Source organism: Chitinivibrionales bacterium, assembly GCA_014728215.1.
Lineage (GTDB): Bacteria > Fibrobacterota > Chitinivibrionia > Chitinivibrionales > WJKA01 > WJKA01.
Map to the genome: position 1 here is coordinate 33,904 of WJLZ01000215.1, position 23,881 is coordinate 57,784.

14 protein-coding genes are annotated in these 23,881 nt (G+C 47.7%); 7 read left to right on the plus strand and 7 right to left on the minus strand.

The features are described from left to right. The 3 genes from GF401_19780 (at nt 1) to fucI (ending at nt 4,393) form a co-directional block, all read left to right on the plus strand. The gene (locus GF401_19780) at nt 1-1,170 is read left to right on the plus strand and encodes a PHP domain-containing protein (GenBank protein ID MBD3347302.1); all 1,170 of its coding nucleotides are present in this window, start codon (nt 1-3) and stop codon (nt 1,168-1,170) included. Between the two features lie 115 nt (nt 1,171-1,285). Further along, entirely contained in the window at nt 1,286-2,449 is a 1,164-nt protein-coding gene (locus GF401_19785) for an SDR family NAD(P)-dependent oxidoreductase (GenBank protein ID MBD3347303.1), read from the plus strand. A 90-nt stretch (nt 2,450-2,539) separates the two neighbouring features. Continuing rightward, entirely contained in the window at nt 2,540-4,393 is a 1,854-nt protein-coding gene (gene fucI / locus GF401_19790; GenBank protein ID MBD3347304.1) for an L-fucose isomerase, read from the plus strand. 176 nt (nt 4,394-4,569) lie between these two features. On the opposite strand, the gene GF401_19795 is transcribed toward fucI, so the two are convergent. The 4 genes from GF401_19795 to GF401_19810 all read right to left on the minus strand — a co-directional run bounded on the left by GF401_19795 (nt 4,570) and on the right by GF401_19810 (nt 13,489). Continuing rightward, on the minus strand, nt 4,570-6,891 hold the full coding sequence (locus GF401_19795; GenBank protein ID MBD3347305.1) for a response regulator: 2,322 nt from the start codon (nt 6,889-6,891) through the stop codon (nt 4,570-4,572). A 61-nt stretch (nt 6,892-6,952) separates the two neighbouring features. Continuing rightward, nucleotides 6,953-9,097, minus strand: coding sequence for a hypothetical protein (locus GF401_19800; GenBank protein ID MBD3347306.1), 2,145 nt, complete (start codon nt 9,095-9,097; stop codon nt 6,953-6,955). Nucleotides 9,098-9,106: 9 nt separating this feature from the next. Next, nucleotides 9,107-12,460 carry a hypothetical protein gene (locus GF401_19805; protein MBD3347307.1) on the minus strand — a complete coding sequence of 1,118 codons (3,354 nt, stop codon included), beginning with the start codon at nt 12,458-12,460 and terminating at the stop codon, nt 9,107-9,109. A 138-nt stretch (nt 12,461-12,598) separates the two neighbouring features. Further along, nucleotides 12,599-13,489: a protein kinase gene (locus GF401_19810; GenBank protein MBD3347308.1), complete on the minus strand. Its 891-nt coding sequence runs from the start codon at nt 13,487-13,489 to the stop codon at nt 12,599-12,601. Nucleotides 13,490-14,247: 758 nt separating this feature from the next. Between GF401_19810 and GF401_19815 the strand changes: the two genes are divergently transcribed. Continuing rightward, nucleotides 14,248-14,643 (plus strand): response regulator, encoded by a 396-nt coding sequence (locus GF401_19815; GenBank protein MBD3347309.1) that lies wholly within the window; start codon nt 14,248-14,250, stop codon nt 14,641-14,643. Between the two features lie 28 nt (nt 14,644-14,671). Here GF401_19815 and GF401_19820 read toward each other — a convergent pair whose 3' ends face one another. After that, complete coding sequence (locus GF401_19820) at nt 14,672-17,695, minus strand: response regulator (protein ID MBD3347310.1); 3,024 nt, start codon at nt 17,693-17,695, stop codon at nt 14,672-14,674. A gap of 399 nt (nt 17,696-18,094) precedes the next feature. On the opposite strand from GF401_19820, the gene GF401_19825 reads away from it, so the two are divergent. Together GF401_19825 and GF401_19830 are read left to right on the plus strand one after the other, a co-directional pair. Further along, nucleotides 18,095-18,460 (plus strand): cupin domain-containing protein, encoded by a 366-nt coding sequence (locus GF401_19825; protein MBD3347311.1) that lies wholly within the window; start codon nt 18,095-18,097, stop codon nt 18,458-18,460. 111 nt (nt 18,461-18,571) lie between these two features. Then, nucleotides 18,572-19,078, plus strand: a complete 507-nt coding sequence (locus GF401_19830; protein ID MBD3347312.1) for a hypothetical protein — start codon at nt 18,572-18,574, stop codon at nt 19,076-19,078. Nucleotides 19,079-19,275: 197 nt separating this feature from the next. Here GF401_19830 and GF401_19835 read toward each other — a convergent pair whose 3' ends face one another. Next, nucleotides 19,276-19,668 (minus strand): GxxExxY protein, encoded by a 393-nt coding sequence (locus GF401_19835; GenBank protein ID MBD3347313.1) that lies wholly within the window; start codon nt 19,666-19,668, stop codon nt 19,276-19,278. A gap of 53 nt (nt 19,669-19,721) precedes the next feature. Next, nucleotides 19,722-20,654, minus strand: coding sequence for a calcium/sodium antiporter (locus tag GF401_19840; GenBank protein MBD3347314.1), 933 nt, complete (start codon nt 20,652-20,654; stop codon nt 19,722-19,724). 411 nt (nt 20,655-21,065) lie between these two features. Between GF401_19840 and GF401_19845 the strand changes: the two genes are divergently transcribed. Continuing rightward, complete coding sequence (locus GF401_19845) at nt 21,066-23,837, plus strand: hypothetical protein (protein MBD3347315.1); 2,772 nt, start codon at nt 21,066-21,068, stop codon at nt 23,835-23,837. Nucleotides 23,838-23,881: the final 44 nt, after the last annotated feature.

Below are 23,881 nucleotides of genomic sequence, written 5' to 3' on the forward strand. Positions count from 1 at the left end.
ATGAACACTATCCCTGTATCAAATTCACATATTCACACGCCCTACTCCTTCTCTTGTTTTGAATCAATCGAACAGGCTGTTTCCCTTGCAAAAAAGGAGGAGGTCGATGTTCTGGGTATCAGCGATTTCAATACCATCGAAGGCTACGAAGAATTTACCCGCCAGTGCGAAAAACAACGGGTTTATCCCCTTTACAATATTGAATTCATCGCCTTTTCCCCCGAAGATAAAGAAAAGGGCTACCGTTGGAACGACCCCAAAAATCCCGGCGCTATCTATTTCTCCGGAAAAGCCCTCAATTACCCTCCATCAATTTCAAGCGATTCAAAAAACATCCTCTCTTCTCTCTGGAAAGCATCTCAGGACCACATCTGGCAGGTAATTGAGAAGGTAAACGAATATTTTGAAGAGGTTAAAATTCCGCTCTCGCTTGATTACAGTACTATCCGGAGTGTGTATGCAAAAAATACCGTACGTGAACGCCATGTCGCAAAAGCGATTTTTCATGCCTTTAACAAGCAGTGGCCCGATCCGGACACACAGCTGCGACAGTACCAGATTCTTTTTAAAGATCCGTCATTTACCACCGATCTGAACAATTCGGCCACGCTGCAGAATGAAATCAGAAGCCGTCTTTTGAAAGCGGGAAGACCGGCATTTGTAGAAGAGAAAAAAGAGGCCTTTCTTCCTCTCAATGATATTAAAAGAATTATTCTCGACGGCGGGGGAATCCCCTGTTATCCGGTTCTTACCGATGACAGCATAGGCCTGAACGAGTACGAACAGGATATTCCGAAACTGATCGAGTTGTTCAACTGCCTGAAAATATATGCGGTCGAATTTATTCCATCCCGAAACACGTTCGACCACCTGAAAAAGGTAGTAAAATCTTTTTACGAAGAAGGCTTCTGCGTTACCTTTGGCACCGAGCACAATACGCCGAAAATGATGTCGCTGGTTCCCTCGGCACGAAACGGCGTGCCCCTTGATGAAGAACTCATGAGGATCGGCTATGAAGGCGCCTGTATTCTGGCAGCACACCAGGAACAGCGCAAAAACCGGAATACCGGTTTTATCGACAGCAAGGGGAAAAAGATTGTCGACAAAAAAGAAATGAAAGAGCTTATCAAAATCGGCGATAAAGCTATCAGTGATTATGCAGGAAAATAGGCGGAACAGAATATTTCGCAGGTAAAAAATATAATTTGCTTTCACTAAAAAACCTTAACCTCTGGGAATATTCAAAATGAACGATACGATTATCAGAACGGCAGCAGCAATTCGCATGGCATTCGCCCGCACAGGAAAAAATCTTCCGGTGGTTGTGTATGATAATTCCGACAAGGCGCTTGGCTTATCGGAAAATAAAAAGCACTTTACCGAGACACTCGAAAAACTGAATATACCTTCACACCATTTCTTCGACTCCACGGTATCTTCCGGCGACCTTGTACCGTCAATCGAAGCACTGGCGGAACAATCCTCTCCCCTGCCGGCTTGTGTTGCACGCGAAAAAACGGGTCTTTATGCCGTGGCTCATACAAAGCAGGATGCAGACCGGCTCATCGAATGTATCCGCACCGATACCCCCTGCACGCATACGGAGAGCGGTTCGTTCAGAGAAGGAAGGCTTGGCGGCTGTATCGCCGCAATCACCGGTGGCGCCCAGGGATTCGGCAAGGGGATCGCCGAAGAACTTGCCCGGGAAGGCGCCTATGTCGTTATCGGTGATATAAAAGATGAAATCGGCAACGAAACCGTTGGAGAGATCACCTCCCGGTTTGGAGAGGGCTCTGCTGCTTTCTGCCATGTGGATGTTACCGACTTGGCGTCCCTTGAGGAATTTGCAGCCTGCGCTGCAAAGTTGTATGGCGGTCTCGACCTGTTTGTTTCCAACGCCGGCGTTCTGAAAGCAGGACCGGTCGATGAAATGGATGAACGCTCCTTTGATCTGGTAACATCGGTGAACTACAAAGCCTATTTTCTCGGCACCAAAGCGGTGGCGCCGATCATGAAGATCCAAAACAGTTTCCATGCCGGCCATTTCATGGATATCATTCAGATAAGTTCGAAATCCGGTCTGGTGGGGAGTAACAAGAACTTTGCCTATGCCGGAAGTAAATTCGGCGGGATCGGTCTGACCCAGTCCTTTGCCCTGGAACTTATCGACTCTAATATCCGTGTCAACTCCATTTGTCCGGGTAATTACTATGAAGGCCCGCTCTGGTCAGACCCCGAAAGGGGGCTTTTTGTTCAGTACCTGAACGCTGGAAAAGTCCCAGGTGCCAAAACTATTGATGATGTTAAACAATTCTACATGAGCAAAGTTCCTATGGGCCGTGGATGCACTCCTCTTGATGTTGCGCGGGCAATTTTTTATGTCCACGAGCAGGAATATGAGACCGGACAGGCGATCCCGGTAACCGGCGGCCAGGTAATGTTGAGTTGAAACCGCTTTCCTCCCGATTATATATTCTTGAACTCTATATTAATGGAATTCTAATACACTCATACATAATCTCTTTCAAAAGGAGCAGCAATGGCTCATATAGACTTCAAGAAACTCGCATCCTCGCAGCGCAAATTTACTGAAGGCAACAGACGAATTGTCGGACATGTGCCTACGATTGCTATTACTCCTGTTGCCGACGGCAGGGCCGGAGCCTATGAAAGCAATATTGCCGGTACCTGGGTCATGGCGGAAAAAGTGTATAACCTGATCACCAGTAAGGTCCGTCTTTCGGATGGTATTCCCCCACGGGTGGTCGTAGCTCCTGAAATCGTCTACGGTGCCCGTACCGGAGCTTTAGCTCAGGAATATTACACAAAAGAAGGTGTGAGTGCAAATATCTGGGTAAGCCGCTCCTGGGCCTACAGCGATGAACTCATGTCGGCATGCATGGGAATCGGTTCATCGGAATGGCAGCAGGCGGCCTATGGTCTCAACCAGACCGACCGTCCGGGCGCAGTATGGCTCAAAGCATTCTGTGCCGCCATGGATGAAAAAAAGCGGCCAATCTTCTCCATTTACAATCCCGATCTTGAAAGCGAAGAGGGTGATTTAGCTCCCTTTGTTGCAGAACGGCTTCTCCGCTTTGCCCGGGCAGCCTGCGCTGTTGCAGAAATGAGAGGGAAAAACTATCTCTCAGTGGGAAGCGTCTCCATGGGAATAATCGGCTCGGATGTGCGCAGAAATCTGTTCCATCATTTCTTCGGCATGGGATCGGCATCGGTAGATATGGTTGCCGTCAAAGGCCGTATCGAAAAGGGGCTCTACGATCATGAAGAATTCGATCGTGCATTCAAATTCATGAAAAGCAAATTCAAATACAATTTTCATACCGGTGAAAAACCCTACAGCGATGATGATCTTTTAAGTGAGTGTGTCAAAATGACGCTCATTGTCCGCGACCTGATGATTGGTAATCCCCGTCTTGCCGATGAGAGTGTTGGTAAAAAACAGGGATTTAAAGCGGATGTCGAACATGCTCAAGGTTACAACGCGATTGCTGCCGGTACTCAGGGACAGCGTCAGTGGACAGACCTCTATCCCAATTTCGATATGACCGAATCGCTTCTCTGCAGCACCTTCGACTGGGACGGTTTCCGGCAGCCCTATGTGGTCGCCACCGAAAACGACTCGAAGAATGCCATTGGAATGCTGGTGGCTCATCTGCTCACCGGTATGCCGCAGCTTTTCGCCGACATCAGAACAAACTGGACAGCGGAAAGTATCAAAGCCGCAACCGGCAAAGATATCGGCTCAGTTGCACCCCAGGGACTCATCGATAAACGAAACTCCGGCGCCGGAGCCCTCGATTATGCCTGTGATGTTTTCAAAATTATCTCCGGCGGCAAAGATGTCGATATCTATGAAGTTGCCGAGAAAATCCGGACCGACAAAAAATATCAACAGGCGCTTATCGATGCTGCTATCGAAGGCACTACCTACGAGGCCGCAAATCTCGAATATTTTCTGGGTGATGGTCTCTCGAGTTCATACCGGACCCCCGGCGGCCTGCCCATGACCACTTACCGCTACAATGTTGTAGGTGATATGCCGACCTGTTCTATTGTTGAAGGAGAAACCGTAGAACTTCCGAGTGACGTTGCGGATCATATCAGCAAGGTAACCGACGCCACCTGGCCTGAAAGCTACTGGGCTCCCCGCGGCATGAGTTCTTTCGAGTACATGTCCAAAATCGGACCTAACCACGATGCCAACTCCTTCGGCCTTATCGGTGCCGACATGATCACCGTGAATGCCATGCTCCGAATCCCGGTCGATTTTCATAATATCTCTTCCGAACAGATTTTCCGCCCCACCATGTGGGACCGGTTCGGTGGTGATGATTTCCGGGTATGTGAGAAACTGGGACCGCTGTATATTTAAGAAGTTGAGTACTCCCCATACACCCGGGACACGTGGAGTGGTGAAGTGTCGGGGTGATGAATCATTGATCCATCACCCCGCGACACGATCTTATCTTACTGAACCCTCGATCAGGTACAACGATGTGAGAAGTTGAGGCTAAGCAAAAGTACTAACTTTTGTCTTTTGATGTTCAACTACTTATCAAGAATCCCCCTGACCTTCTTCAGCAGTACATCAGGAGTAAAGGGCTTCTGGAGGAAATAGGTTCCGGGAGTCATTACACCGCGCTGGATTGCGACGGTATCGCTGCTGGTGTATCCTGAAATAAAGAGTACTTTCATTTCAGGATATTTGCCTGCAATAGCTTGGACCAGCTCGTGACCGCTCATCCCGGGCATTACAACATCGGTGATAATCAAATCGGGAGAACCATCGAACGTGTTACAAACTTCGATAGCCTCCTTCGGCGTTGAAGCGGAGAGAATTTTGTAATTTAGCTTCGTAAAGCTGCTGCATATCAGATTTTTAACCGGCTCATTATCTTCAACAATAAGAATTGTCTCATCACCACTGAGGTTCTCCATCTTTTCAGCGGCAATTTCTTTGTGGTTTACCTCCCTCCTGTGTTGGGGGAGATAGATGCGGAACATGGTTCCATGGTCGGGTTTGCTCTCCACAATAATATGGCCGTTGTGCTGCTTGACAATACCATACACCGTTGCAAGACCGAGTCCGGTTCCTTTTCCCACTTTTTTTGTTGTAAAGAAGGGTTCGAAAAGATGGGATTTCACGTAATCGCTCATCCCGACGCCGGTATCTGATATGGAAAGCAAAACATAATCACCCGGAGTGATATCGCTTCCCTTTTTAACCTTCTCCGGACTGATTACCACATTCCGGGTTGAGAGCCGGAGGGTCCCTCCCTGCGTCATTGCATCCCGGGCATTGACTGCAAGATTCATCAGAATCTGCTCGAGCTGCACCGGATCTGCTTTTATCGGCATGAGGTCGGGAATCAACTTTGTTTCAACCCGAATATCATCGCTGAGAAGGCGGCCGAGCATATTCTCCATCGATCTGAGCAATTCATTGAGATCGAGCTGCTGAGGATTAACCACCTGCTTGCGGCTGAATGCAAGAAGCTGGTAGATAAGCGTTGCCGCGCGATTGCCCGCCTTTTTTATCTCCTCAACTTCATCCTGGAGGGTTTTATCCGGTCCGATATTCTTCGCCAGCAATTCTGAATACCCCATAATTGCCGTTAAGATATTATTAAAATCATGGGCGATACCTCCCGCCAGTCTTCCAACAGCTTCCATTTTCTGGGAGTGAAAAAACTGATCTTCAAGGTTTTTCCGCAAAAGAGCATTGGCGATTATCTGAGATATAATTCGATATACCGCAATATCATCTTCATGCCAATGGCTGCTGCTTCCTGCATTATCGCACCCGATAAACCCCGCAAGCTCCTGTTGGATGAAAAGGGGTAAAAGCAGAATCGATTTGAGTTTGGGTTTTTTAATTTTTTTCAGTTCTGCCTGGGAAATATCCGGAATGGCTGCAATATCGGTAAAGAAGAGACACTCGCCCCGCTTAAGTTGCCTTACGGCAAAGGAAAGAATATCGACTATGGAATAAAAATCTTCTTTTTGTGGGGCTCCCTGCCCATCAGCATATTCCTCGAAATACTTTTCGATTGTGCCCGAATTCGAACCGAGCAAAACAAGGTAGGTTCGATTGGCATTGCTGAGATTTGCTATATCCTGGAGGGTGGCCCTGACTGCAATATCGAGGTCGGTGGATGCGCCGATGAAGCGTGAAGAGACGGTTGATACGGCTTTTTCCAACTGGAGCCTGGTGCTCATTGCCTGCTCCACTTTCCTTTTTTCTTCAAGCTCGCGCTTGAGAAGCGTATTTGTATGAGCAAGCTCCCGGCCCATTTCACGGTCCCGTTTTGAGAGCCTGGTTATCTGCCTGTTATAGAGCCATAGAACAATCCCGATCCCACTGAGCCCTACAATAATTACGGTGGATTCGGGGACAAGAGAGGCTTTTGCAAAACTGACTTGCGGCACTGTTCCCATAGTGCGGGCAAGGGTAACAAGAAGATAGGTGCCGATACTCACAAGACCGAAAAAGAGTGCGGCAAGCGTATCGATAAGGATACCCGCCAAAATAGCAACCATCGCATACCCGACCAGCATTGAATGACTAATCCCAAAGTAACAATTACCGCCGTACATGGCAAGATACAAAGATAGAACGATAAGATACGAAGCGGTGGATATTTTATTTCGAAAGCAGAATAAAAAAGAAATAGCGCAGAGGAGTTGAACACCGATCCCGATTAAACCGGCCATCAGGGGAACTTTACCCATCAGCCACAGAATCGTGATAAAAAGACCATAGGTAAAACCGGAACCGATAAGCAGCCATGCTACCGGACGGACTACGGCATAACGGTGTTCTGTGTCTGGTGACTCGATAAATTTTTGAAATAAGGGCTGTTCGGACATCAATTATATAATAACACTACCCGATCTTCTTATCAAGAATAATGGAACGATATCTTTCATCTCAAATTTCGGTCGTTGCTGCAATAATTTGCTCAATTGTTGTTTCACCTCTGAGTGCAAGCTCAATTCCTGCCTGGCGAAGCGTTTTCATTCCTTCTTTTTCAGCCTGTTGCTGAATTTCCATTGTCGGTGTATTCCGTAAGATCAGGGTACGAAGGTTTTTCGAAATGCTGATCATTTCAAATATTCCGGTTCGTCCCATATAGCCGGTACCGTTGCAATTAACACACCCCTCTCCCTTGAAAAATGTGAGATTCGCGCTTTTTGCAAGGTTCAGCTGTTCAAGCAGCTCGGCGGAGGGTTTAATTTCAATTCTGCATTTTGTGCATATTCGCCGCACCAGACGTTGCGCCACGATGAGATTCAGCGCCGATCCGATCAGGAGCGGCGGTACGCCGATATCGGTAAATCGAGCAATAGCACCGGCCGCATCGTTGGTATGAAGGGTCGAAAAGACAAGGTGACCGGTAAGCGCCATCTTGATAGCGATATCTGCGGTTTCGGCATCCCGGATTTCACCGATCAATACAATATCGGGGTCCTGACGGAGAATCGAGCGAAGGGCACTTGAAAAATTCAATTCGATTTTGTTATTTACCTGGACCTGCGTTATTCCTTCCATATGGAATTCAACCGGGTCTTCAACTGTGACAATATTACGGGCAACCGATTTTACGGTCTGCATTGCCGAATAAAGCGTAGTAGATTTTCCGCTTCCCGTAGGGCCAGTGACAATAATCATCCCGTAGGGCTTTGTAATATTCTGTTTAAATATTGCAAAGTCGTGGGCGGTAAATCCCAGATTAGCCGTGCTTCGCTCAAATGCTTCTTTATCGAGTATCCGGAGCACCGCTTTCTCTCCCCATACCGAGGGCAATATTGACACACGAATATCGATCTCTTTACGACCGATTTTCACCACCATACGCCCGTCCTGCGGCAACCGCCGTTCGGCGATATCGAGATCGGAGAGAATTTTTATCCGGGTGATTATCGCCTGATGAGAACGCTTGGGAGGAGAAATGACTTTCCGCAACTCGCCATCGATACGATACCGGATCGTGAGTTCTTTTTCCATAGGTTCGATATGAATATCGCTTGCCCTGTCACGAACAGCATTGGCGATCATCATGTTCACCAGCTTGATAATTCCCAGTTCCGCACCTGCCGCAGCAGCCTCTTCCACACTGAGATCATCGGCCTCCTGCTGTAAATATTCGACATCCTCCCCCAGGTCGGCCATGAGGTCCGAAGCATCTCTCTGGGATGAAATATCGGTATAGTAGCGCTCGATACTGGTGTTGATATCTTCAATTGTACCCAGTGCCGGCACAATAACCATGTCGGTAATATCGCGTAATGTGTCAAGTTGTCGTAAATTCAATACATCGGCCATGGCAACGATAAGCCGGTTTCCTTCTTCCTTCTCGAGTGCAAGGCAGGTAAACCGTTTTGCCACCGACTCGGGGATAAGCGCCACGACATTGAGATCCGCCGATGCATACTGCCTTGGTGTGGCAAGGGGGGCACCCAATTGACTTGAGAGAAAATGCAACTTCTGTTCTTCGGTAATATACCCCAGCATGACAAGGGCATCACCCAACCGGCAGTCGGAGCCTTTCTGATATTCGAGGGCCTTGCGGAGCTGAAGAGGAGTAATAACCGAATTTTCGACCAGGATCTGACCAAGTGAATGCTGTGCCTTCCCGAAATCGACCACAGGACTCTTATTTTCCTTCTCGATTTTCAGAGAAACGACATGGGTCATGATCTTGCTGCCGAATTCCTGTGGTGATACCGGCAGCAGAACGATATCATCAGTGGAAATATCGCTAATTCTCTGCCGGATATCAGCCCGTACCCCTTCGGATAAAACAGCAAATACGGCAGGGACTTTCCTGACAATTTTAAGAAAAGTCACATCCTCGATATATTTATTGATGTCATCGTTGATATCAAATACTGCTACTGCAATATCACACTTAAGACCGTTTTTCCGTGTCAGGGAAGCATGAGAAACATTCACCACATCCCCGAGACCGCCATTGAATATCAGTCCCTGAATTTTGTTATAACATTCCGAATTATCGTAGGTACAGACAGCAAGCTGATGCTTTTTTGCAATATCTTCCGTTGTGCGGTTCATCGGTCTCTCCTACGCCCTCTTCTCGAGCATTTTTTTATGCACCGCCTTTGTTTTTCGTATAAAAGCGGTTAATGTCGGTTCTTTTGCGGTGTCATATGCAGTGATCGAATAGTGTATATCAGGGTGAAGCACCTGATCGTCTGTCGGGACCTGCATAGTATTAAATATATCTGATAACCGTTTCATAACAACTTCGGCTCCAGCCATATCGGTCATGGAAAGCAGAATAACAATTAAATTACTTCCCAGCGAGCCCAGAGAGCCAATGCAATCGAGGTCCCGCAGCATTTTTGATAATATACTCTGGACTTCATCATAAACACGATATAAATCATCCTGCTCCGGTGCATGTCGATCCTCACCTGTTACAATACTCTCCACCGAAAGTGAAAGGACCGCAAATGGAGCCTTATACCGGCGGTATCTACTGATTTCCCGCTGTATCTGCGTCTTGAACTCTTTCTGCCGCATGATTCCTTTGGGCAGGGAATATCTTTTTTTCTTTTTGCTTTCAGACTTTTCTTTTTTACCCTTGTCGGTATACTGGGTTTGTCCGGCTCCTTCACCGGCATCCTGTTTCGCCAGATACCCCAGCGCACGAGCGCCGTCTATGGGAGCAGCGTCGGGCAGGACATCTTTTTCATCACCGAGCATCTGTTCGTTTTCGAGTTTCAGAACAACCTTCTCCAGTTGCTCTGCGACTTTATTACCGATTCCCTGAACCACGGTTTCATTATAGCCGGAACTGCTTAAACGGGCAACAAACTCTTTATTCATTTGATTGAGTGCGTCGAGCCTCTGAGGTGCCGGCGTTCCTTTCATATTAAAGGCAACCTGTTCACCGATTCGTTCTATATAATTTTGTACAACAGACTGCAACTCCTGCTCATCCGTTTCCAGCATGGAACCGATATCAGCAGCCAGAGCAACATATTGACGGATATGTTCTTCGGGGTATCCCTTTTGAAGCAGTGTCTGGGTAAGCGGCTGCAAAAAGGCATGCGTTTTCTGATCATACTCAGCGATATGGGCAAGTATCTGCAGGTTTTCACTTTCGGTGAGCATTTTCCCCTCAGGGGCATTATCCAGAACACCTTCATCAACAAGCCGTCCGATAATTTCTCCCAGGCTATCAGAAAGGCGTGTACACACCTTCCCAACGGCATCGTCATCAATCTTCCGTTCTTTCAGAAAGCGTTTAAACTGCTGCTCCATACCCCCGAGAGTCTGTTTAACTGCGGAGGAGACAAGGGAGGCGTCCCCGGTAATTGCTTTTTGGGATGATAATTCTGCAACACGGTCTGCATAATCGAGCAAGACGATTCGAATATCATGTCCTTTTTCGGCACCGATAACAGATTCGATTTCTGAAGCAAGGGAGACAAAATCTTTGACATTCTGTTCTGAAAGTCCCTTGGTCTCGAGCATTTTTACAAAAGTGCTCGTATCAGGCAGACGATCTGCTTCTTGACGGGCAATATGGGCCAGCGCCTGTTTTTGCAGCATTTCGGAAATCGGCCGGTCCGGCGATGACTTGCTCAACATGCCCTCGGAATCGAGTTCAACAATGATCGACGCCATACGCTCCGCCAGACGGTTCCCGATCTCGGAAATAACCGCGGGGTCAATCGAACACCTGCTCAGCTGTTCAAGAAGTCTGTTTTCCAGATCGGCAATGATCTTTGACGTTTGCCCCCTGTCGGCACCCGATTTTCCGGCATCCAGTGCAACTTCACCGATATTCATAATACTATTGTTGACAATTGCCCGTATTTCGTCATCGTTTGAGCCAACCATCGACTGAATGTCTGCTGCCAGTTCGGCAAATTCCCCTATTTGCCCTTGAGTAAAACCGTGTTCTTTCAGTTTTTCCGAAAAGGAGGCGAACTGCAACGGCTCTCTGCTATCCCCGCCGGCGGCACCGGTATCGGGAACGGGGATAGCATGCATTTGTGTTTGAGCAAGATCATCATGGGTTTGATCATCCGATTCCTGCCCGGAAAGTTTATCCAGTTCGGTAACGATGTCCGAAACAGCTATCCTGTCGAGTCCGTAATTTTCGAGCTGTCGTATAAATTCGGTTTCGAGCCGGGAGATTTCATGTTCCCGGGATGTCATGTTTTCTCCGGTTTCTCCCCGGCCGGCATCTTGCACCAGCCTGGAACAGACCTTCTCGATATAATCGGTCATAAGGTTCCGGAACTGATCGCTGTCGGAGCCCATCAACGAACCGATCTCCGCCGAGAGAAGGATCAATCGAACAGCTGACTGGGGATTATTCTTGACATCATCAATTATCTCATCAACCGATACCCCGACCTCCTCGGCAGCCTCTGACAGCGCACGCACCAGTCCTTCTTCCTCAAGCTCTTTTGCAAGTTCCCGAACCAGACTCAGGTATTCCTCAAGCGACATCCCTTCTTCAATAAGCGTCTTTTTTAATTGCGGAAGCAGGCGTTTCAAGTCGCGGATTTCGGGAAGTAAACGGCGGATTATCTCACCCAGCCGCTTTACTGTAATCTTACCGGCGCGGTATTCTTCCCTTACAACCCGGATAATGACTTCAAAAGTCAGCCGTTCAAGTTCGGTAATAACATCTTCATTAACTTCATCGATCTTCCCTTTTTCCGCTTCAGCCTGCATCCTGTCGAGGATGCTTTTTTTCAGCGACGACAGCGTGGTAAGCATATCTTCAGTTGAAATATCGGGCTGGTTTTCAGCCGATGCCCCGATATGTTCACGCATTGTTTTCAGGCGGAATGCAATCGATGATGCTGCCTGTTCACCCACATGGGAAGGGGTTGTCAGAAGTTCATCCGCAACAACATCTCCGGCCGAAGGAATATCGCCCACCGAAAATACCTCGGCCAGTTTACGAAGGTCATTGCGCACGATACTCTCTTCAATGGTGATTCTCTCATAGGTGACATAATTGAAACGGAGTCCTTTTACCTTATTTTCGTGAAGCCGGTCGGCCATACTTTCGACCGTAGGACATCCCTTGTTATCACTCATTACCCGAATCAACTCAAGGAGATCTTCTTCTTCGATCCCTGTGTGAAAGGTAATGGATTGCACCCGGGCATCTTTCAAACGGGTTACCAGCCGCCCGCCAAAGGAGCGTTCGGAAACTTTCCACTCCTCACAGACAAGAGTGTCATGTTCAAGATGGATCGTTACGGGTGTTATATTTGCCAGTATTTTACTCAGATGGGTATAGAAATTTTCTCCAGCCTTTCGGGTAAGAGGATGATTTTCTCCATAGAGTACAAAATTATTGAAAGCCACCCACAGGTTTCTGACAATAAGATCGGCTTCTTTCTGATCAAGATGCCATTCTGTTGGTGGTTTTTGCATGTCCATAAAAGTTACCCGGGAATTAAAAGATCGGTTACAAGTGCGATCCTCTGGTTAAAAATGCTGATTACGGTCTTCTGATAAAAAAATGCCTTTGTCCATTGTACTGATTTGGATTCCGGTACTCGGGTACATGAGGGAATATTATAAAAATGCGCGTTTATAGCTCTCCACATCTTCCCTGAATTCTTCACAGCTTTGATAGCGATCGTCCGGTGATGGCGCGATTGCTTTGAGTATGATATTTTCCAAATGATGATTGATTGTTTGAGAAACCTCAGATGGTTTCTGAGTAAAAACTTTTTCGGGGGCTTCAATTTTCTTTATCAACAGCTCCATAGGGTTTTTGTCGGCCAGAGGAAGCTTTCCGGCAATAGTCTGAAAAAGCACAATGCCCATAGAATATATATCGGCCCGCTGATCGGTATCTTTTCTTTCCACCTGCTCGGGGGCCATAAAAAGCGGACTTCCAACAATAACCCCCTCTTGCTTGACTTCCGACTGGCGGGTCCGGGCAATACCGAAATCCGCGATCAATGGACGTTTGGTGCGTTCTTCGATCAGGATATTCGCCGGCTTGATATCCTGATGAACAACGCCTTCCGCGTGGGCATAAGCCAAGCCGTCAAGGGCCTGCATGAACAAAGGTATCGAATCATCCAGGGGAATGGTGCGTTTGGTGGGAATAGGGTTTTTCAGGCGGTTCTTGATCATACTGTCAAGATCCTGTCCTTTGATAACCTGGATCACCTGATAATAGCAGTCATCCGCCTCCCCCATTTCGAAGATGGGAATAATATTGGGATGGCTGAGTACCGCTACCATTTCGGCTTCCTGGCGAAACAGCTCACGGGAAGCCTCGGTGGTTTTATCGGATTTGGGCATGATTTTAACCGCAACCTGACGTTTCAGGGTGCGCTGGAATCCCAGAAAAACGCCCCCGGACGCCCCTTTGCCGATAAGTTTCAGCAACGTAACCGTTCCAAGGTCCCGGCCGATAAAATTCTCCGGTTTGATTTCAAGATTGCCTGCCATTAGTGCACTGTCCTGCCGGCATAATAGAAAAAAATTAAAAAGTAATCCCTAGCCTTTTATTTCGCCTTTATATGCTGGAATATTATAAAAGCAATGTCTTTTTTAAAATCTATAGATGCTAAATATAATTAACTTCCGGCCACATTTCCACTTGTAACAGCCGATTTGCCGGCTGCGGAAACTAAAAATAAATGATTCGTATGATAGAAAGAAACAGAAAGAAAAGGACTGAAAACCTTTTTGGCGATTATTCTGATGGGGACGAGAGTGGTGATGTTTTCCCCCTTATAAGTGTACAATTTGCTGTTTCACTATCAGGCAGCGAGGAGTGGATAAGCATTTTCCCGCCTTTTCTGCAGAAACCAGAAGAACTCCGGTATCATGCAGCTCGGTGAGGAGTATCGATAATCGAGAAAGGTGGTTTTTCGCAGTTCTTTTCCGGTGGGGTTGGATAACGATCAGCCTGCAGGTGCAGCGCTGAATTTTCCGAAATTTCACCACTGAAAAGAGGCCGTGTCTATGGGAGTTGAATGCGATATGCTGAGTTGGTTCACTGCAAATGCAAGTTCTTTATGCCATCACCTTTGGCACGGCGTCTGATTTTATAATTGACAGAATTACTTAATTTTTATATACTTTAGAAATCGGAAACATTGAAAAGATATCGGATACCCGGCTTTGAGATGCATACAGGACAACATGACATCGGTAATGATCCGAACATTTTTCTATACCATAAAAGTTATAAAGGAAAAATTATGAAAACCTTAATTGTCGAAGATGATTTTACTTCCCGGCTCCTGATACAGGAGATTCTCCGTAATTATGGTCAATCCCATGTAGCGATCAACGGAAAAGAGGCCGTGGAAGCGGTGCAAAGGGCATTGACTGAAAAGGAGCCCTACGACCTTATCTGCCTTGATATCATGATGCCCGAAATGGACGGTCATGAAGCGCTCAAAAAAATCAGGGCCGCCGAGGAATCACGGGGAATTGCATCTTCCGACGGTGCCAAAATAGTGATGACCACGGCGCTGGGAGATATTAAAAACGTAAGTGCAGCCTACAACAGCCTGTGCGACGGGTACCTGACCAAGCCTTTTGATACCACAAAAATGATCGAAGCACTCAAGAAGCTTGATCTTCCATTGTAATACCGAAGTTCTGCACCTTTTTTCGAGCTTACATATATAAAACCGGTTTCAACCGGGCAAATTCATTTTCCAGCACAGGAAATCCGGATTGCAACGCTTCTATGTTCTTCTCATTGCCGGCTTTCTCTAGTCCCCACGCTGCCTTTTGTAGCGATTCGGCGCTGATATTCGATGCTGCCCCTTTTATTCCGTGAGCGAGACGTTCCGCATCTTTGATATCCCCCTTATCGACAGCCAGTCTCAAATTCCTGATCTGCTTTGGTATATCATCAAGAAATCCCGCAATAATTGTGCGCGCCAGATCCTTATCACCGGCCAGTCTTTTAAGCATAATTTCTTTGTCCCAAAACGGAGGCTTGTTGTGATCCCGTCTGTTATCATTTCCGGTTTTCGATTTTTCATCACCCTTTTCTTTAGTTTCCCAGCCCCTTTCCAGCCATTTTTCAAGCACTTTTTCAAGCGCGTTCGGCTCGATGGGCTTGGCGATATAATCATTCATACCCGCCGCCAGGCATTCTTCACGGTCACCCTGCATGGCATGGGCGGTCATGGCGATAATAGGAAGGTCATAGTTGGGGATTTCGAATTTCAGATTCCTGATCTCCCTGGTGGCAGTGTGCCCATCCATTTCCGGCATCTGGACATCCATGAGAACCAGATCGTAGTGTTTGGATTTCAGCGCCTCTACTGCCTGGATTCCATTTGTCACCGCTTCTGCGGGAATGCCCAACTTTTTAAGCATAGCCATCGCTACCTGCTGATTGGTAAAATTGTCTTCGACAAGAAGGATTCGATTTGTATTCCACGAGTTTTCCTTCAGAGAATGACAGGTAACCATGGAACCTTCAGTGGCGCTACTCTTATCGGCCAGAATAGTTCTCAGGGTGTTAAAAAGCTCAGAACGTCGCACCGGCTTTGTAAGGGAAGCGGCAAACCCATTCGTGACAAATCGCTTTTTGCCACCCCGGTGCCCCATTGAGGTCATGAGCACCATGAGTGTTTCGGGAAGAGAAGTGTCGGCTTTTATGGCATTTCCAAGCTCTTCGCCATCTATACCGGGCATCTGAAAATCGAGCAGGACCAGACGAAAAGGGTCGCCTGCATCAACCGCTTTGTGCATAACATTCAGCGCATCTTTCCAGCCGGAAGCTTCATCAGTTCGCATTTGCCATGAAGAAAGCTGTCTCTGAAGGACCTCCCTGTTGGTTTCGTTGTCATCAACAATAAGAACGTGAATACCGGAAATATCTGCAGGCACAATTATATCTTTCTTTTGCACCGGCTGTTTGTCGAAACGGGCGGTAAACCAGAACTCAGAGCCGGTCCCTTTCTCACTCTCCACACCGATCTCTCCCCCCATCATGCCGGCAAGCTGCCTGGAGATTGCCAGCCCCAGTCCTGTACCACCGTATTTGCGGGTGGTTGACGTATCAATCTGAGAGAATTGCTGAAACAGAAGGCTCTGCTTCTCTGCAGGAATACCGATTCCGGTATCTTTTACCGAAAATTTTATTGTTACGCTCGATTTCGATTCCTCGACTGGTAAGGCATGAACAGATACTTCGCCTGTATCGGTAAATTTCACCGCATTGCCTGCAAGATTGATTAAAATCTGACGAAGTCGTCCGGGGTCTCCCCGAAGGTAAAGCGGTGTTTCCGGTGACAGTGCGCAGATAAATTCCAACCCCTTTTTGGTTGCCTTGTAAGCACTAATCTCTGTAAAATCATCAAGCACCGCAGCTAAATCAAAATCGATTATTTCGAGATCCATCTTACCGGCTTCGATTTTGGAATAATCCAGAATGTCATTTATCAATCCCAGCAGGGAATCGGCGCTCGCCTGGACAGTTTCTGTAAAACGACGCTGCTCATCGGTCAAATCAGATTCGAGTAAGAGTCCGGTCATACCGATTACGCCGTTAAGAGGAGTGCGAATTTCGTGCGACATATTGGCTAAAAACCGGCTCTTCGCCTGATTGGCCATTTCTGCCTGGGCGGCCATACTGTTGGCCAGCGCGGTCTGCTGTTCCAGATACTGATTGGCCCGAACCAGCTCTTCTTCAGCCCGCTTTCGTTCGCTGATATCCCGGACTATGCCCTGGATAATCCCCTGCTTCTCATCCACCATGCGTGCGCTGATCTCGACATCGATAACAGTACCATAACCGGTTGTAATTTTACTTTCGAATCGCTTGAATCCCCTTGTTGCCGTTTCGGAGAATGCATCATCCGCATTACTCCGTTCCGATTCGGAATGAAATTCCTGCATTGGGGTAGCAAAAATATGCTCTCGCGAAAATCCAAGCAGCTCCTCCGCCTTTTTATTTACATCGATCGCTCTTCCCTTGAGATCATGAATAAAAATCGCATCATTTGAATATTCAAAAAGCGCTCTGAATTTCTGTTCACTCTCTCTAAGCCGGGTATTGCTTTTCTCCCGGTGAATATAGCTGCCGAACATATTGGCCAGCGTGGAAAGCAGCGAAATATCTTCCTTTTTCCAGACCCGCCTTTCCTCCGTATCATCGAAACCGATGAATCCATACCATTCACTTCCTGCAAATATCGGAATTACCAGAATAGATTTGATACCCTGATCGGCCAGGATGTCGTGTTCGGTCTCTGGAAAATCTTCAATAAGCCCCAGGATGGGATTTCCTTTCTGCAGCACCCTTCGCCACCGCTGAAAACCGTCATTATAAGGAATATGCTGCAGGACCGGATTATCGATCTGTATCGAAGCACGGGATACGAATTCAAAGGTCTGCCGCATACAGAGACCGTCATTGGGATCATAAATATTTTCGAATATGTATACCCTGTTTGCATCCGTGGCTTCGCAAATGATTTTCAATGAATCCTGAAAGACTTTTCGGTCGCTGTCGTGAGTAAGCAGTATCGATGATATTTCTGCGACGGCTTCCTCATATCGCAACCGCAATTCAATCTGGTCCCGCCCTTTTTTCACTTCAGCCAGGTCGATTTCGGAAATAATCCGGAATTTTTCATTTTCCATAGGAAAATGATTATCCTTTTGAGGCTTGTTTGTCATAACAAATATATTTGCTCCCGATGTTTTAAAAGCAAACTATACCAAACTTTAGGAATTTTGTCAACTGAAAATTACTATCTTTCAATGATAATTGCCCCAGGACGGTTACCGCAATCCATTTCGGACATCAAAATATGAAATCACCGGAAGATTAGATCCGAAAGGTAAGCACAGAAGCTAATTTTTGCCAGGAAGCGATAAATCGGGTGAAATAAAGAGGTGTTTGCCGGACCGTGACATTTCAGCCTGTATTCCTGTTGAAATAGCCATAGTAAGTTACTTACGTAGCGCATGCTATACCGATAAAAATCAACTATATCCTCTACCCAGAGCCATCCAGTATATTAATGCCGGCATATCAGATACCCCGTTGTATCGAAAAAACATAAGGACATCCCCATGGGAATCAACAAAGTCACTATCAAAGAAAAGGCAGCCCTGATACAGGAGCTTCATTCCTATAAGGTTATCGCCCGGATGAACGATTATTATTTCAAGCTGGTAAAAGCCAGACGGGAATTTGTCTGGCACCGTCACCCGGAAACCGATGAGGTTTTTATTGCCGTCGAAGGCAGCTTCAAACTCGCCTTGCGAGATAAAATAATCGACATGAACGAAGGCGATATGATCGTGGTCCCCAAAGGAGTCGAGCACAAACCAATCTGTGATAAAGAATGCTGTGTCATGCTGATCGAGCCCAAGGAGACAGTGAACACCGGTGATTCCGGGGGTCCCATGACCTATACGAAACTTGAATGGATATAAAAATTAAAAGTTGGAGTAGTGGAGCGATGGGGCAATGCCGGGAGTACCCAGCACGCCAGTACTCCATCATTCCACCACGCCACCTCGTCCCCTAACCTAAAGGAGCTTCCAATGATTTTCGCACGAACAACCATGCTCATCGTTCTGTCACTCTCATGCATCCTTTCCGCCCAGTCCGACAGCGGTTCCCCTTCCGGTCCCCAAAAAGTCCTGCTTGTCTACGATGACAACGACACCACCTCCGCGGTTTATATCAAGACCATGGAAAAGGAACTGGATTCAAAAGGATTCTCGGTCACCAAGGCTCCCCTCGATCAATCATCGCCCAACAATCTGTCTTCCTATGAGTATATCCTTGTCCACAGCAGAGTCATGGCTTTCAACATGATGTCCTCGGTCAGAAAATGGCTCAAACAGCAGAAAGATCTGAATAATCAGAAAATTCTGATTTTTACTACCGCCGCGAAATGGTTTCAGAAAAAGAATATGACCGAGGCGGTAAAAATTATCAGGAAACGGGGCGGTGATGTGGTCGATGCGGTCTCCATGGCCACCGGCGACTGGAGCAAAGAACAGAAAGTCGAGAGTGTGGAAAAGTTTATCGGGGGATTGAAATAACAAGCCTAACCATTTGCTGCTGTATGCATCTTCAAAGGGCCTTCTCCTTCGCATGCCTCTTGCCATTTTGTAGTTTACAGGAGAGAGCTCACCGCAAAGGCGCAAAGGGCGCGAAGGAATAAAAAAATGGGGAATTAAAATTTATTTTTGATCTTAGTATTTTCCGATCTCTTCTTTGCGCCTTTGCGGTTAATCTATCATAAACCGTTGACAATCCTCTTTATTCCGTTTCGCATATACGGAACGTTGAAGTTGAGTAGCAATCCGAGCTTCAAATCCGAGAGTTTAAGATAGGTAAGTAATTGCGCATCGTGAATCGGCGCCAATGATTCCACGGCTTTCAATTCTAAAATTATCGAATCTTCCACAACAATATCGAGTCTGTATCCGCAGTCGAGTGTAACCTGTCGATACGACACAGGGAGCGCAACTTGTCTGGCATATTCTATACCTTGGAACTGCAACTCACTGCACAAACATTGTTCGTACGCAGATTCAAGCAAGCCCGGGCCTAGTGACTTATGCACTTCAATAGCAGCCCCTATGATTCTGTTTGATAAACCATCTATTTCTACTTTTGCTTTAACCATTCTTATCTTTGCGTTTTTTGCGCCTTTGCGATGAATCAATTAATGCGATCTCATCATATCCACAACAACGAAATATACCCGATATAAAGGATCAATAATGTCGCTCCCTCCCAGCGGTTCAGCCGGAAACCTGTGCTAAGGAAGGGAAGAAGCACTAGGCTGAAGAGCACCATGCATGCCAGATCGATGTATCGCAACTCCGGTACTGAAAAGGGGGAAATTATTCCCGCGCTTCCGAGAACAAGTCCCAGGTTGAACACGTTGGACCCGATAACATTCCCTATAGCGATATCGGTCTCCTTTTTGATGACAGCCATGATTGACGCAGCCAGTTCCGGAAGGCTGGTGCCTATCGCGGTCACCGAAATACCGATAATCGTTTCGCTTATGTTAAGCTGCCGGGCCAGGCGAACAGCAGCATCGACCATCAGATGAGAACCATACACCAGACCGGCAATACCGCCCACAATGAGAAGGCCTAAGACAATTCCCTTTTTGCCGGGAGCGGCACTGTCGGGAGTTGAATTTGCATTTTTTTCTCTCCGTGCCATCACGACGGTAAAGGCCAGATAAACAATAAAGACAATAAAAAGAACAAGCGAGTCTACCCGTGACAACTCGCGATCAAAAAGCAAAAAAAAGCAGAGCGCGGAAATGAAAAGCATATAGGGCAGGTCACGTTTAATAATCTGACGATGGACCGTGAGGGGAGTCAGCACCGCACCGACTCCAAGTATCAATGCGCCATTGGCGATATTCGAGCCCAGAACATTACCGACAGTAATGCCCGGAAAACCGGAAAGAGCAGATTTGACACTGACGAATAATTCAGGGGAACTGGTGCCGAAAGCGACAATAGTAAATCCCACAACCAGCGGACTCAGCCCGAATTTTATGGCAATTGAAGCACTTCCGCGAACAAAGGCCTCGGCCCCTGCGGTCAGAAGAATAAGTCCGGCAAAAAATAACAATAACAAAAGTATCATGATTAGAAAAAGAAAAGCAGTGCCCTACTAAACAGGCACAGGATACCAGTTAATACAAACAATCATACACAGAGAAATCCGGTTCCGCACACCTTAGTCTGCACGGTTTCTAAAAATAGACTACGACACCCCGCCAGGGAAATAATACTTACAGCCTGTCTCATAAAACCTCTGGGTATCAACCGGTTACAGAGCCGACCGGCTTCGTTGTGCTGTAGCGGAATGATAAAAAATTAAAGCTATTATGCCATAATGTAATTGCCGGAGTAATACTTTTGCTGATTAACGCTGATTTTTTTTATAGGTTGTATCCCTGATCAGCGACAGATCGGCTTTATCAGCGTTTTTTTGGACAAGGCGGTTATTATTGCAGAAAAACTAATATTTCCGATCAGCTCAATATTATATTCCATGTCTGATTATCGTATAGTATATCATTACTCTACCGATATTTTACAATTGACAAGGCATTGCCCCCCAAAGAAGAAACCTGACATGTTAAAAAAGTTGTGCGACAGCAAAAAAGAAAAATCCGGAACAGTTTCCCATCCTGGAATGTCGGACCACTGGTTTATCTATGCAATTATTGTCTTGCTCTTGTCCTGTTCCACTCCCGAGAACCCCGTCGACAATGAATCGCTCGTATCGGTGAGCTTTTCGGTCCCGGAGCCGGCCAATGCACAGGACTCAACCCTGTGGGAATTGTCCGATTCTGTACGAGTCACCCTCACGGCTGCTCTGCCCCACTTCATCGATTCGATCATTGTGGATTTCGGCGACGGGCACAGCAGAACATTCGATCTCCGTGGAGAATCCAGAACCGGATCCAGGAGCTTTTCTCTGACCTATCTATACGCAGAACCGGGCGCCATAACAATCAAAGCGACCGGCTTTCCCAACGGAAAATCGACAACGATCGGCGCCTCGCTCCCGCTTGAGCTTGGCCTCTGTCCGAAGGTCATGCAGGAGCTTAAAACTCACGGCTCGTCGATTCTGGGTGCTTCCTATGCGCTCTCGGTTGAGTACACAGGCTCAGAGACATGCTCCTTTACATGGATGAAAAACGGCATGCCCCTGAGTTATATCGATTCTTCAGCCCTGAACTTTTCTTCTCTGGAAATATCCGACAGCGGTTCATACCGTTGCGCTGTCTCCAACAAATGGGGATCCGACTCGAGTACGTCATTAATGGTCATCCCGAAAAACGACAGCTCCGCCCCCGTGGTTCGACTCCTTGACGAAACGATGGACAGTTCGAGCTGTACCGACGACTCGATCAGAATAGGGGTAATTGCCACCGACGATGGCGGGATTGACCGGGTGCGGGCACAACTCGGCATCGATTTTTTCGAAGCCGCCCATGCCGGGGATTCGCTGTACTATGTGACAGTTTACGAATTAAAAGCTTCACAATGGAATGACATACAGATAATCGCATACGATAACGCGGGCAAGACATCGACCATGGCAGTGCATGTGCGGTATTCACCCCTGATTGTCACGGTTACGCAGCCGACCCTGCATAGCGATTCCGCTGTTGCCGATACGAACGTCGTTGCTCTCCATGGACGCGCGCGGTCGGGTGACACAACCATAGCATCGGTGGATATCCGGATCAATAGCACACCGGCGCCCTCTTCCGGGACCTCCACCTGGTCACTCATGGCTCCACTTACCCCGGGGATCTGGAACAGGATTGAAGTTGCTGCAGTCGACCATAAAGACCGCGATACAACCTGCACTTTTTACATTTTTGTACTCCACCATCTCCAGAAGCCCTTGCCGCCGGAGCGCGACTCGGCCTGGCAAACCGGCATGCGAATCCGATGGAACCAGGTGCCGCACTGTACCCATTACCGTGCTGCACGAATTAACCCCGGAAGCGGGGATACAACCTGGCTGGAGCCGACCGCCGACACCACGACCATCGACAACAACCTGATTGTCAACACCACCTATACCTATATAGTCAGAGGTCTGCAGGATATCGGGGGAAGTTTCGGGATTGTCGATTCGACTCCCCTGTCCGATACGGCTATTCTTTCCACCGCTCCCTACGCTTCGTTCCAGAAAGTCTACGGAGGGATCGGTAGCGACGCGGCCACGGGTGTGTTTCAGTGCGATGACGGCGGCTATTTCATCTGTGGATACACCGAATCATACGGTATCGGCGGGAGGGATGTTTACCTCGTGCGTACGAACCAGTCAGGCGAGACCATGTGGACCCGGACGTACGGCGGGATCGGTGATGATATCGCCACCGCCTGCAGCCACACTCCTGATGGGTATTTCGTAATTTGCGGATACAGCTGTTCTTTTAGTGATTCGGGACAAAAAGAAATGTACCTGCTCAAAGTGGATGCCGTCGGGGATACGCTATGGACAGCAACCTGTGGGACGGGCAAAGAAGATGCAGCCAACGATGTATGCGTGACCGCCGATGGCGGCTATGCCCTGTGCGGATATACCTTCCAGGACACCGCTTCCGGAAACAAGAATGTTGCTCTTGTCAAATTCTCCTCCAATGGTACCAGGGAGTGGACAGGAATGTACGGTGATATAAACCACGAAATCGGATTCAGAGTAAAACAGATTGCGGGTGGGGGCTTTATTCTTGCCGGTCAATCGCGGACCTATACTTCTCCCGGCAATATTCCCCTTGTCGGCTCCGGACCGGCACCCTTTGTCACGCGGACAGGACCCGGCGGTGAAGAGGTGTGGAGCACCGAGATAGACCGATCGGCGATCGGGACCCTGAAAAATATCCAGCCGCTGCCGGATGGCGGGTTTATCATTGCCGGTGAAACCGCAGCGGTCGTACCGACATCAGTGCTTTATCTGTCAAAAACAGATCAGAACGGGGCGGTTCTGTGGACCAAAACACACGGTGCGGCCGATTCGTACATTGCGCCGATTGTTGTGAATATTGCCGCTAACGGGGATTTTGTTGTGGCTGGCAGCCGTGACGGCGACGCCTATGCGATCAGGACCACCTCGTCGGGCGACAGCCTCTGGGCCAACTCCTTCGGAGGAAACGAATTCGACCAGGCCGAAGATATTTCCGAAACCGCGGATGGCGGATATGTGCTGGTCGGGAGCACACTCTCCTTCGGCGCCGGAAATGCCGACATCTACCTGATTAAAACCGACCCGCTTGGGAATTCCCCGTCCGGTCCGCAGTAAGCATCACCGTATTGCCCCGGATGCAGGGAAGCATGGCAGTGAAA